The sequence below is a fragment of the Maribacter sp. 6B07 genome (assembly GCF_002700155.1).
In the GTDB taxonomy this organism is placed as follows: Bacteria; Bacteroidota; Bacteroidia; order Flavobacteriales; family Flavobacteriaceae; genus Maribacter; species Maribacter dokdonensis.
On the sequence record NZ_PDUT01000001.1, the window covers coordinates 485923 to 499377 of the forward strand.

Sequence of the window (13455 nt, forward strand, 5' to 3'; positions counted from 1 at the left end):
TTAATTTTTTGCAGTGAGCACCGCCACAAATCGGTCAGGCTCAAAATTCATTTTTTCGTCTAATTCTAAGAGTCCGATCAAACCCGCTGTCGATGCAGGTAAAATTCGGAACCCTTCCTTTTTATGTAAAAGAGAAGTCATCTCCTTTAGTTTTTTGTCGCTAATGTTGAAGGCATGCCCTTCAGATTCCTTAAGTGCATACAATGCCTCTTCCCCATCAAAACTGTGCCAGTTGATCAATGGCTCATTGTATTTGGTTTCTTTTATTGCGGCAGGATTAAGATCCTTACAATGATCCAAACCTTGCAAATAGGATTCTACAATAGGGTTCTTATGCGAAGAAGAAGCCGCGATCATTTTAGGAATACGCGAGGTCTTCCCTCTTTTGTAAAGATTTACAAAGCCCCTATAAATACCTGCAAACAACGTTCCGTTAGAAACGGGTACCGCACAGTATTTTGGGGCGTCGCCCAAATCTTCAAAAATCTCTTGTGCGATCTGCGCATAGGCAGAAATCTGCAGCGGCGTATTGGCTCCTCCCGGGTTTGCGTCATACCAGCCATGTTCTGCCGCCAACCTTGAGCTTTCCGTAACCACATCTTCATAACTACCGGGTATACGAATAATCTCTGCGCCTAGGCTTTCCATTTCAATCACTCGATCGGTATGGTAACTTTCCGGTATATAAATCTTACAAGCTATACCCGCCAGGTCCGATGCCAACGCCATTGCCACACCATAGTTACCGCAGGTAGCCAAGCTTACCACGCTAAACTCGCGACGTAGCGCATCATACAATTGTGCAAAAGCAATACGGTCTTTTTGGGTTCCGGTGGGGTTATCACCTTCGTATTTTAAATAAAGCTGACGAACATCGAACTCACGTTCTAAAGTCTTGGCACGGTGCAGACCGGTATCGCCTACTTCCAAACTTATAATATCTTCAAAGCACTCTAAGCGATCCACCAAAGATTTACCCTTATCCTTGACCATATCACTAAGCCTTCGTGCCTCTGTAGACACCTTGTTCTCAGCCGTTTTTACGCCATCTTTAAGATTCATAAGTCTGTATAAATTCCATTTTTTAAGATACAGTTATTTTATTGAAATTAGATATAAATTTTTAACCCATTTGCCCTCAAAAAAAAGGACGCATAGGTACTATTTAATCCGAAATTATTTTAAAAATTAACACCCTATTTTATGCGATATATGTCTTTATATTGATTTTACGGTGATTTTAAAAAATGCACTAACCAAAAAAATTAACATATGGCCAATGAGTGCTTTACCTAATTTTGACTACATTTTTAAATAAGCGAACGTCAATGAGATCAACCCCTGTTATTTTTCTTTTTTTCCTTCTATGCTGTACCGCAGTACAAGCACAAAATGAGCTACCACTTCGTATGGACAATTCGAAGATCAAACCCCTGCAAAAATTGTTAGACAGTTCTCTGCAAACCAATTTAAGGGATGAACTGGCTTCACACCAAGAATGGAACGATCTTATCGTGCAAAAGAAAATGGCAGTTGGACTAGTTGATCTGAGCAATCCGGAAAAGGTGAGATTTGCAAGGGTCAACGGCAACCATATGATGTATGCTGCCAGCCTACCTAAAATTGCCATTCTATTGGCGGCCATGGATGCTATTGAAAAAGGCGAACTAAAGGAAACTGCAGAAGTAAAGAAAGATATGCGTTTAATGATCAGTAAATCTGACAATGCCGCATCTACCAGAATGATCGATCGCGTGGGGTATGAAAAATTAGAATCGGTGATGTGCGATCCCAAGTATGCCTTTTATGATGAACAAAAAGGAGGCGGTCTTTGGGTAGGCAAACGTTACGGCAGTGGTGGTGAAACCAACAGAGAGCCCTTAAAAAATCTGAGTCACGCTGCATCTGTTACCCAAGTATGTAGATATTATTATCTGTTGGCGAACGGTAAGTTGGTCAATGAAAAACGATCCAAGCAAATGCTAGATATTATGGAAGATCCAGAACTGCACCATAAGTTTGTAAATACACTGGATAAGATCGCTCCCAATGCCAGGTTGTTCAGAAAATCGGGCTCTTGGCGTACCTATCATTCCGATTCCATATTGGTTTGGGGCGAAGACAGCAATAGAAGATATATTCTGGTTGCACTCATAGATGATGCCAATGGAGAACAAATAATCAGAGATTTAGTAAAACCAATTGAAAAGGTGTTAAAAAAGCCAGTACTTTAGGTCTTGGAATACAGATGCCCATTTCTTGATGGTAGAAAGACTGATTAAAAAAATATTCGATGTACGTGAAGGCGAGTTCAAAGTATCTCTTTGGATGCTCGCCTACATTTTTTTGGTCATAGCCGTATTACTGATCATAAAACCTACGGTAAACGCTCTTTTTCTTTCTGAACTAGGTGTTGAACAATTGCCTTTTGCTTTTTTATTGGTTGCCGTTACGGCGGTAGCCACCTCTTATTTTTACTCAAAGGCGGTATCAAAATACCCGCTTAAAAAAGTAATTGAGATTACCCTGATCAGTTCCATTATTATTATGATCGGTTTAGGCATTCTATTGTCATTTGAGGTAGTGAGTGGCGTTCTATTGTATTTCTTCTACATCTGGGTTGCCATTTATGCCGTTTTATCCGCTTCTCAGTTTTGGGTATTGGCTAATTTGGTGTTCAATATTCGCGAGGCTAAAAGACTGTTTGGCTTTATAGGATCGGGAGCCATTATTGGTGGAATTTTTGGTGGATACTTAACTTCTATTCTAGCCCCTATAATCGGCAATGAAAACTTAATGTTCGTAGCCGCCCTGCTTCTATTTTTTTGCATTCCCCTTCTGCGAAATATTTGGAACATCCGCGTTAAAAAAAATGGTAGTGTAAAAAAACATAAATCTGCGACCAACCTTAGTGAACCGCCTTTAAAACTCATACTAAAATCCAAACATCTCACCTATATTGCCAGCATTGTAGCCGTGAGTGTCGTAGTCGCTAAATTGGTAGATTATTTGTTCAGTGATTTTGCGTCGTCGTCTTTTACGGATGCCGATGAGCTTACCGCATTTTTTGCTTTTTGGTTTTCTACGTTTAATCTACTTTCGCTGATAATTCAGCTATTTTTCACCCATAGAATTGTGGGTATTTGGGGTGTAGGGTTTTCACTGTTATTATTGCCCATTGGTATATTTGGTGGTAGTATTTTGTTTTTAATGCTTCCTGAACTTTCTGCCGTTGTAGTCATTAAAGCGATGGATGGCATATTGAAACAATCCATACATAAAAGCGCCTCTGAACTATTGACCTTGCCCTTACCTTTTGAGCTAAAAAACAAGACCAAATCATTTATTGATGTGGTGGTGGATAGTTTGGCTACAGGAATTGCCGGATGCCTTTTAATATTCGTTGTACGTGGGCTTGACCTACCCTCTTTTTACATTGGCATTCTTATAATTGCTTTGGTATGTCTTTGGCTCTATTTTATTTATAAAGTACGTATTGAATATTACAAAACGTTTAGAAACAATTTAGAAGTACTGACCGACTCTTATAAGAAAACCAGGAAGGTCACGGACACCAAAGTATCTGTAGTTGCAGGCATGCGCACCGTTTTTAAGAAAGGTACAGAAGAGCAAATTCTATTTATGTTGGATAAATTGATGGAAATCAATGACAAGAGATTCGCAGATGATGTAGAGCTGTTGTTAGAGCACCCAAGTAATAAAGTGAAGTTATCGGCTATACAGAATCTATACTTTTTAAATTCTAAAAGTATGACGGCAGAGGTATCCGAATTATTGAAAATAGATGACCGTGAATTGACTATTGCCACTTTGGCCTATATTCTAAGTTTTGCCCATAAAGACAAATCGTTCATATTTGATGCGTATCTAGAAAACTCAAACGAGCGTATTGCGACCGCTGCTCTATATTGCTTGGCTATAGCGGCAAAAAACAACTATTCCTTAAAACAGCGCTACTCACTATTGGACCGTATATCCTTGGCACTGAAAACCATAGCATCTGACCAAAAAGACCTGCCATACGTGGCATCTGTAATTGAAATATTGGGAGTAGCCAACCTGCCCATTTTCCACAACAGGTTGGTTGCATTTTTACAGCATGAAAATGAAGAAATCGTAAAAACCACCATAAAGGCTATAGGTACGGCAACCGATCCAGAAATGGTACAGCACATTATTCCCCTTTTGGCAGAAAAGGCATTTAGACCAACAGTACTGGAAGCCTTTAATGTATATGGTCAGCAAATTTTGCCTATACTGAAGAACCATGTTGCAGAGCGCCGGCAACCTTTATCGGTATTACGATTTATACCGGCCGCAATGCAATCTTTCCATTCCAAGGAAGCCGTACATCACTTATTGGGTATTTTAAACCATGAAGACCTTACGGTTCGTTTAGAAGTAGTGAGGGCATTAAGTGCTATACGGGCAACGCACCCGCAATTAAAATTTAATAAGTACAAGGTGGTATCTGTCATTTTTGACGAATGCAAACTGTATCACCAAACCTTATCCGCCATGCACACCCAAATCATTATTTCATATCGAAATAGAAATAAATCCAAAAAGGAAATTGGCGATGCAGAAAGAGATGCGCGCACCAGTCTTTTAGAGCTATTGGAACGCAGATTGGATTCTGGGTTAGAACGGATTTTTAAACTTTTGGGATTACGTTATCAACAAAAAGATGTAGCTATTGCCTATGAAGGTTTACTGAGTCAGAAACAAGAAGCGCAACATAATGCCATAGAATTTTTGGACAATCTTTTAACCGGTGAGCTAAAACGTAGATTGCTACCCATCATTGAGGAATCTGCCCTGGATATTTCTTCTGAAGAAGAGCTTCAAAAAATCAAACATAAAATACCAACGGAATTAGAATGTTTTAAACTTCTTTTACAGGGCAATGACCTTAAGATCAAACTTGCCGTATTGTATCTTATCGCACAACAAAAAGAACCAAGATATCTACACATAGTAGCCCAATATCTTGATGACCCGGACCCTAAAATTAAGAGCTTTGCACATATAGCCCATGAGGCTATAAACTCGGACAAATAACGCCATTACACAAAGGTAATACCTTGTTTAGCACAAATTTCCGCAACTTTCTCAAAATCCGGTGGTCCTGCAGGTAGTTCTGATAATTCTTGAAACATTATCTCTATGCCCGCAGGCAAAGCCGAGGTAATCATTTTTGCCTTTTGGCTACCCACTACTTTCCATGTATGCGGTACTCCTTTTGGCGCAAATGCAATATCACCTGCTTTTAAGACCGTACTCTCTCCATCAATCGCGATTTCTACTTCGCCTTCAACAACTCTAAAAATTTCATCTTCCTTTGTATGTACATGAGGCGGAATACCTACACCGGGTTCAACGTTATCTACCCACTCAAAGATTTGATTATTGGTTTCGCTGCCCAAAAGTTTATGGGTCTGTATATCTCCTATCACATTGAGCACCTCTCCATCGGCATCTCGTATAACCTTTGGGTCATTGTAATTTAAAGTACCTACTTCATCATCTTGACTTTTACAGAAAATGAATCCTGAGAATAAAGCATAACTAATACCTGCGCCTGATTTTTTAATAAAACTTTGTCTATCCATGATTCTGTTTTTATGCCAAATTAGGCATAAACCACTGTGCCTAAAATGTGAAAATCACGGTATAAACCTTGAAATTAAGAACCAACGGACTTTCTTAATACCGAAGGCTTACTGCCTGTCTGTATTTTAAAGAAATAACTAAAATAATCTGGTGTAGAAAAACCTAACTCGTAACTAATTTCCTTTATAGTCTTGTTCGAGAATTTTAACGCATGTCTGGAACGAATCAATAATTGCTCAATTATAATGCTCTTAGAACTTACATTAAGCACTTCTTGAACGCATTCGTTCAAATACTTTGTAGAAATATTTAAGCGTGAGGCATAATAACCCACCTCATGAGAGACTTCTATATTTTGATCTACCAATTGTTTATAGGAGTATACAATGTTTGACTTGGTATGGTTTTTTTCAATGATGGATTTAATGTTGCACTGACCATCACAGTATACAAAAAAGGTATTCAACAAAGAAATGAGGGCATCTTCTTTATTGTTCAAATGAGAACCCAAGAGTTCATCGATCATCTCTAAAATGGCTTGGGTACGTTTTTCAATACCGGGGCTTAATTTAAATAATGGCACCGAACCCGTATTAAATAGCCTTACCTTATTGATATGTAACTTACTTAGTAAAGGGTGACTTAATACTTCTTGCGACAATTGCAACAAGTACCCCGTATTGGAAGCTCCGTCTTTAATATGCAATTTCCAATGTACTTTTTTGTCCAAGAAGAAAATGGAGTTGGAAATATTGGCATAAAGGACACCATCTATTTCTATCCCTTTTATTTCATCTTTGATCCAGCAAACAGTATAGTCAGAAACATTAGAAGTGTGGGAAACATTTTTGACTATTTTCGATATATGTATAGTATCGGTTTTCATCAGTAAAATGTTGAATAATTAAAAAGGCTATGCAAAACACATAGCCAATACTCTAATATACAATATTTTAAATAAATAAACCTATGTATTCTGCTCCAGTTCCATAATTAGGTTTGCAATTAATGCTGTCCAACCTGTTTGGTGAGAAGCTCCAAGACCTTTACCTGAGTCGCCATCAAAAAACTCATAGAAGAAATGTTCATTTTTAAATTGCTCATTTTTCGTAAATAATTGCTGCTCATCTTCTGAGTGGTAGACAAATTTACCGTTCTCATTGGGCTCAAATAACTTAATAAGCCTTTTAGAAATCTCATTGGCAATTTCGTTCAAGTTCAGTTTTACACCTGATCCCGTTGGAAATTCATATACATATTGATCTCCGTAATACGAATAATACTTACGTAAAGATTGAACGATCATATAATTCAAAGGCAACCAAATTGGTCCGCGCCAATTAGAATTACCACCGAACATATTGGATTGACTTTCCCCAGATTCGTACGAAATTTGATGATGTCCGTTGTGTTGGAAAACATAGGGATGTTCTTCATGATATTTAGAAAGTGAGCGTATACCGTAATCAGATAAGAATTCATTCTCATCCAATAAACGGAACAATAATTTCTCCAATCTAAACCCACGCATAATGGAGAACAGATAATTACCGTCTGAGTTGAACTCTTCAATATTGGAAATTAAAGAAGCTAGATCAGGTCTGGTCCTAACAATTTCCGCAGCCCTCACTTTAAAATGTTTAAGCTCATCGAACAAATCCTTGTGAATGATCTCTACCGCAAACATTGGTATAATACCCACTAAAGATCTCACTTTTAAACGGTCTGTTTTACCATTGGCCATTTCTACCACATCATAGTAAAAATTATCTTCGTCATCCCAAAGTGAAATATCTTTTTGACCTATATGGTGCATTGCCCAGGCTATATTTAAAAAGTGTCTAAAGAACTTGGCAACACTATCCTCATAATTAGGGTTCACTGCTGCAAGTTCTAACGACATACGCAACATGTTTAAAGTAAACATAGCCATCCAACTGGTTGCATCTGCCTGTTGCATACGTGTAATACCTTCTGGCATGTGGTTGCGATCAAATACACCAATATTATCCAGCCCTAAGAAACCGCCTTCAAAAAGGTTGGTTCCGCTTTTATCTTTTTGATTAACCCACCACGTAAAATTGACCAGTAACTTATGATATGCTTTCTCTAGAAAGTTGACATCCCCTTTGCCATTTCGCTTTTTATCCTTTTCATAAACCGTCCAAACGGCCCAAGAATGCACAGGCGGATTTACATCACTGAAATTCCATTCGTAAGCGGGAATTTGACCGTTGGGATGCATGTAACTTTCTTTCAGCACCAAAAGCAGTTGTTCTTTGGCAAAATAAGGGTCTATTTCTACAAATGATGCCATATGAAAAGCAAGGTCCCAAGCGGCATACCAAGGATACTCCCACTTATCTGGCATTGAAATAACATGCCTATTTGTCAAATGTTCCCAGCGAGAGTTACGAGAATCCGTTCTATAAGGTTTTGGTTCTCCCGGACCACCAAAAAGCCATTTATATACATCATAGTAATAAAATTGCTTGGTCCATAATAAACCCGAAAAAGCTTTTCTGGCTATTTCTTGTTGCCCGGCCGGAAGTTCTTTCTTTAAGATATCACCATAGAAATCTTCACATTCTTTAATTCTTTTATCAAAGATAGCATCAAAACTACTCCAAGGGTCATCAAGCTTTTTCTTGCTTAGGCGTACTTTAATGGTTTTTTCTTCTCCAGATTTTAATCGAAGTTTGTGCCAAACGGCAAATTTTGATCCTTTTTTATCTGGGTTTACGGTTGGCATACCATCTACTACATGATTATTAATACCGTCTTTTACATATTTTACCTCATTGGGTACATTATAAATACGCTCGTTATTGGTCTCATTCTCACAAAATAGCTGCTCTCCCTTTTCATGATAAAAATAATAGCGCCCATTTCTAGTGCTACGGGATTGTACGGAATTATCTGAAATAGCCTTCATTTCAGGGCGCTCAAACCTACGGTTGTGCTTCCAAAAATTACGAAACCACAAATGCGGCAGTACATGGATATTTGCAGCTCTTGGTCCTCTATTGATGACGGTAACCTTCATTAAAATATCACCAACATCTTCTTTAGCGTATTCTATAAAACAGTCAAAATATGTATTGTTGGCAAATGCCTTGGTGTCTAATATTTCAAATTCTGGTTGTTCCCTATTTCTATTTCTGTTCTTTCTAACCAGCTCTGCATACGGAAACTTTTTATGCGGATACTTATATAAATATTTGGCATATGAGTGCGTGGGTGTAGAAACTTGATGAAAATAAAGCTCCTTAACATCTTCACCATGGTTACCTTCATCATTGGTCAACCCGAAAAGGCGTTCTTTTAAAATGGCATCTTTACCGTTCCAGAATGCAGGTGCCAAGCATAATATTTCTCTAGAATCACAGAAACCTCCAATACCTTCTTCTCCCCACCTATACGCATTACTTCTGGCTTTATCGTGACCAACAAAACTCCACGCATGCCCTTGCGGACTATAATCTTCCCTAACAGTACCCCATTGCCGTTCAGCTAAATAAGGACCCCATCTTTTCCAATTTTTATAATTATCCGCTACGGCTAACCTTTCTTCCTCGGCGTTTTTAAAATTCATAGGGTTTTTTCAATTTTACTATTCCTTGATCTAAATGATTTAGTTTAGAATTAAATAGATGAATTAAGTTCTAAAATACTATTTGTTATAACATTTGAATGATTAACGTAGACATCAAATGAATAGTATTGTTCAATTATTACAATTACAGCACTATCAATGTCAACTTACTAAAAACAACTTGAATTATCTAACAACTACATAATGAAACATTACGGACCCATTTGATATATACAACACATTGTTATAATTATACAATTTTATGTGGTTTTATAAATGCAAATGCAGTTCCTATTTACTGAATTCAATGCTTTAATTAACTCTCCATGGCGGATTTAGCCTGTTCTCACCACCATAGAACAAAATCAGCTGGTTGCCATCCGGGTCTTTTAATCTTGCCTCTCTCCATAACCACCTCTCATCGGTAGGTTCTTTTTCAAATTGGATACCGTTCTCTTTAAGTGAGGCTACATGAGCATCTAGATCTTCACATTCAAAATAAACATAGACTCCATCTCCCTGTGGCAATGTTTCTGTTAGGTGAATGGAAAAAGTGGCATTACCATCCGGACACTCAAACCTTGCATAATTGGGAAGCGATTTTACTATTAATTTTAATCCTAATTTTTCATAAAAAAGAATAGCATTTTCAACATTTAAGGAAGGAACGGTTACCTGATTTAAATTCATAATTGTTAAATGTCTTTATCGGCTTCTAAAATAACGCATTCAAAACAATATGACCAACCGCTTTTCAAAGGAGCAATCTACCATGCATTATTGTACGGGCAAGTAAATAATAAAAGTAGCACCTTCCCCTTTTTTACTAACGGCATGAATATAACCATTGTGTTTTTCAACTATTTTTTTACAGATAGACAAACCTATACCCGTACCCGAATATTCGTTCTTAGAATGTAGTCTTTGAAAAACCTCAAAAATATTACTAGCAAATTCAGGATCAAAACCGATACCATTATCTCGCAGGGAAATTTTATAATAATACTCGGCGTTCTTTACAAAGTTTTCGGCAATGGTATCACTTCTTAATTTCTCCGATACAATATGTACTTGGGGCGCAATATCTTTATTTCTATACTTGATGGAGTTACTGATCAAATTGGTAAATAATTGTTCAATTTTGAAAGGAATACCATATAACAGCGGTAAGCCGGAATAGGAGATTTCTGTTTTTGTATCTTTTATCAATTGCGAAAGCTCGTCTTCAACTTTTTCAATTGTATCGTTTAATTCTATTTGCTCAAATTTAGAATTGATCTTATCTATCCGTGAATACGATAATAGGTTTTGAATGAGCTCTCTCATTCTAAATGTAGCTGCCTTAATTTTATTGAAATAAGCTGAACCTGCATTGGGTGTCTTACCTTCTTCATCATCCTCTATGCGAGAAATAAACATCTGTATTTTCCTTAATGGCTCTTGTAGATCGTGGCTGGCTACCCTATTAAAAGACTCCAATTCTTCATTACTTTGTTTGAGCTTTTCATAGCTCTCAATAAGTTCCCTATCTTTTTCAATTCTACTTGTGATATCTTGTACAATACCCACGGAAACCGGTCTATTGTCAATTTCCAAATTTCTCCCTTTTAGATCCAGATATCTAATTCCCTTATTTTTAGTGAAAACCCTATAAGTGAAAACCGTTGATTTACCGCTATCTTCAGTATTGGTCCCTAGAGATTCAAATATGGAAATATCATCTGCATGTACATACTCTTTATAGGCATCAAAAGTTACATCAAAACTATTGGGCTTAACCCCAAGTATTCTGTAGAAATTATCTGAAACCGTAGCACTACCGTCATCCAGGTACCAGATAAAACTACCCACACCTGCTACATTTTCCGCTTCTTTAAAAATGGTATTCTGCAGGCTAAGGTCCTCATTTAATTTTTGTAGAACCTTTTCAGCTTCTTTGACCTTGGTAGTATCCCACGCGGTGTTGGTGATACCATTGGCAGATTTTACAACGGTATTATGAATGTATTTCGTTTGGTTCTCGAACATGTAAACACTTTCATGTTCTTGATTTTCACCACTTAAAAAACACTCTTTCATAATCTCAAAAAGTCCGTTTTCAACAACCATTGGATACAATTGTAAAAGAGAGCCTCCAATAATGTCATCCTGTTCTTCTCCCGTTACTTTTTCAATAGCGTCTGAAGTATATTTAAACTGAAAATCTACAATGTTCTTTTCACCATTCATAATAGGCTCAAAATGACTAATAACATTGTTAGAACTTTTATATACCCCTTTTAAAAACTCTTCAGTTTCCTGTAATTTTTTGTTCTGATTAAAAACCTGATTATTAACCTCTTGAATCTCACCTTTTTGCTTGTAAATACTAATAAAACCAATTAGAAAAATACCTAAAGCAGTAATAGCTACCAATAATGATGACATAGGTGTCAAAAATGATTGAGAAGTGTATTCCTCTTTACGGGCCACCATTAAATAATTCTCTTCGGATAGCATTCTCTCTTTAAGAATCTGAGATTCCTCTACAATTTTAGAGATTCTACCAATACGCTGATACCTTTTGCTTGCCAGGTTGATCTCCACACTATCCTTAGCTTCTATACTATCAATGACAGCAATACTATCTGTAGACTCTACCGTATTTACCTCACTACTAATTTTATCGCACAATTGCTCCCAGACCTTTACACGCTCTTGTTGGGCCTGGTTATCTGAAGTTAGCAGCTTTAACCTCTCTATAGTCTGCTCCATTTCTGAAACTACAATACCACTTAAGTTGCTACTATCCTCTTTTAAAAAAACCTTTAGTTGTAAGGATTCCAGCTCTTGAAATTTAGCCGAAAGTTCTACAATAGTACGCTGCACCTCCAATGTATGTGCAACCATATCTCCGGTTTCATGAAGTCTATTTACCTGCTTGTAACCTACGCTCACCGTATACAATAGAAGCCCTATAGCCAAAATTAATAGTACAACATATGTTTTTGCGGAAGCGATTAGGGCTTTCAACTTCATCATGGTCTCTTTTGAGAATAAGGTTGTCATTTTTAGCATCAGTTTAAAAGGGGGTATTACCGACCATTAAAATTTCAATCAATGAATATAGCTTATTTTAATACCAACATAAGGTCTTCAGTACAAAAAAATAAAAAGATTTTTTAACCGCGAAATACTAATAGTTCCGCTGAAGAAAACAATGGGATACTATATCTTTCAATAGTCTAAAATTGCCTTATAAGGGTCTCCTTCTAAGCCTAGTAAATCTGCAAAAGCAGGCTCGGTTTTAATGCCCCGTAGTTTAAGCGCGATGATCTGTTTCCTAAATTCTTCCCCTTTTTCCAGTAAAATCGAATGCTCTTTGATCATATGTCTATAAGCATTCTGCTCTTCAGTAGGCAGGTTTTGCCCAAAGATTTCAACAACAAATGACCCAAATTCAAATTCACATATAGTCGCCTTTAGGTTATTGGCGTAGGCTGTAGAAATTTTAAAATTGTGTAATGACCCAAATTCATGGACCAATACCTCTGCAAAAGCATTATGATCAACACACTCGCAAATAATATCTAGATCACTACTAGGTATATCAACACCTATGGGTAAAGTACCCGTTAACACCGGGTCAAATGGTTGTAAGGTCTTAAAAATCTGAAGCCTATTCATTTCTTCAAACGCAGATCTTTGACGTTCATTTCCATGAAGTAAATAATCTAAACTTTTAAAATTGTGTTTTGGCATTTTGAATTTTGTAGGCTAATAAATAAGTGAAAAATCTTCCTTACAATTAATTATGCAACACGTAAAATTTTTTCCATTTTACGTCCTTTTGCCAACTCATCAATTAGCTTTTCCATTTGCCTGCATCGTTTGTAGACTTCAAACTCATCCTCTATTTCCTCAATACGATAACCACACACCACACCTTTGATCAAATGTGCATTCGGGTGAATTTTAGCTTTTTGAAAAAACACTTCAAAAGTCACTTTTTCATCAATAAACGTCTGAATCATATTATTATCAAAACCGGTAAGCCATTCTATTACTTGATCAAGTTCTTCTTTTGTTCGTCCGTTCTTTTCTAATCTAGCCAAATAAAGTGGGTAAATAGATGCAAAAATCATATTTGCAACCTTTTCATTTTTCTCTGGTGTTACCTTCATAATTAAAAGTATTGACTCATGACTTCTTAAAACTCATTACTATCCTTTCATTTAATAATTCAA

General features: G+C 37.0%; 10 protein-coding genes. 2 read left to right on the plus strand and 8 right to left on the minus strand.

The features are described 5' to 3' along the window. Positions 1 to 1062, minus strand: coding sequence for a pyridoxal-phosphate dependent enzyme (locus CSC80_RS02025; protein WP_099189437.1), 1062 nt, complete (start codon positions 1060 to 1062; stop codon positions 1 to 3). Between the two features lie 266 nt (positions 1063 to 1328). Between CSC80_RS02025 and CSC80_RS02030 the strand changes: the two genes are divergently transcribed. Next, entirely contained in the window at positions 1329 to 2234 is a 906-nt protein-coding gene (locus tag CSC80_RS02030; protein WP_058103685.1) for a serine hydrolase, read from the plus strand. A gap of 28 nt (positions 2235 to 2262) precedes the next feature. After that, positions 2263 to 5082, plus strand: coding sequence for an Npt1/Npt2 family nucleotide transporter (locus CSC80_RS02035; RefSeq protein WP_099189441.1), 2820 nt, complete (start codon positions 2263 to 2265; stop codon positions 5080 to 5082). 5 nt (positions 5083 to 5087) lie between these two features. On the opposite strand, the gene CSC80_RS02040 is transcribed toward CSC80_RS02035, so the two are convergent. The 7 genes from CSC80_RS02040 to CSC80_RS02070 all read right to left on the minus strand — a co-directional run bounded on the left by CSC80_RS02040 (position 5088) and on the right by CSC80_RS02070 (position 13392). Beyond that, on the minus strand, positions 5088 to 5633 hold the full coding sequence (locus CSC80_RS02040) for a cupin domain-containing protein (protein WP_099189443.1): 546 nt from the start codon (positions 5631 to 5633) through the stop codon (positions 5088 to 5090). 74 nt (positions 5634 to 5707) lie between these two features. After that, the gene (locus CSC80_RS02045; protein WP_058103688.1) at positions 5708 to 6520 is read right to left on the minus strand and encodes a helix-turn-helix domain-containing protein; all 813 of its coding nucleotides are present in this window, start codon (positions 6518 to 6520) and stop codon (positions 5708 to 5710) included. An 81-nt stretch (positions 6521 to 6601) separates the two neighbouring features. Further along, the gene (locus tag CSC80_RS02050; RefSeq protein ID WP_099189445.1) at positions 6602 to 9229 is read right to left on the minus strand and encodes a glucosidase; all 2628 of its coding nucleotides are present in this window, start codon (positions 9227 to 9229) and stop codon (positions 6602 to 6604) included. A gap of 312 nt (positions 9230 to 9541) precedes the next feature. Next, the gene (locus CSC80_RS02055) at positions 9542 to 9919 is read right to left on the minus strand and encodes a VOC family protein (RefSeq protein ID WP_058103690.1); all 378 of its coding nucleotides are present in this window, start codon (positions 9917 to 9919) and stop codon (positions 9542 to 9544) included. Positions 9920 to 10006: 87 nt separating this feature from the next. Beyond that, positions 10007 to 12277 carry an ATP-binding protein gene (locus CSC80_RS02060; protein WP_180268571.1) on the minus strand — a complete coding sequence of 757 codons (2271 nt, stop codon included), beginning with the start codon at positions 12275 to 12277 and terminating at the stop codon, positions 10007 to 10009. A 168-nt stretch (positions 12278 to 12445) separates the two neighbouring features. Further along, positions 12446 to 12970: a DUF4269 domain-containing protein gene (locus CSC80_RS02065; protein ID WP_099189449.1), complete on the minus strand. Its 525-nt coding sequence runs from the start codon at positions 12968 to 12970 to the stop codon at positions 12446 to 12448. Positions 12971 to 13020: 50 nt separating this feature from the next. After that, complete coding sequence (locus CSC80_RS02070; RefSeq protein ID WP_099189451.1) at positions 13021 to 13392, minus strand: DUF2200 domain-containing protein; 372 nt, start codon at positions 13390 to 13392, stop codon at positions 13021 to 13023. Positions 13393 to 13455: the final 63 nt, after the last annotated feature.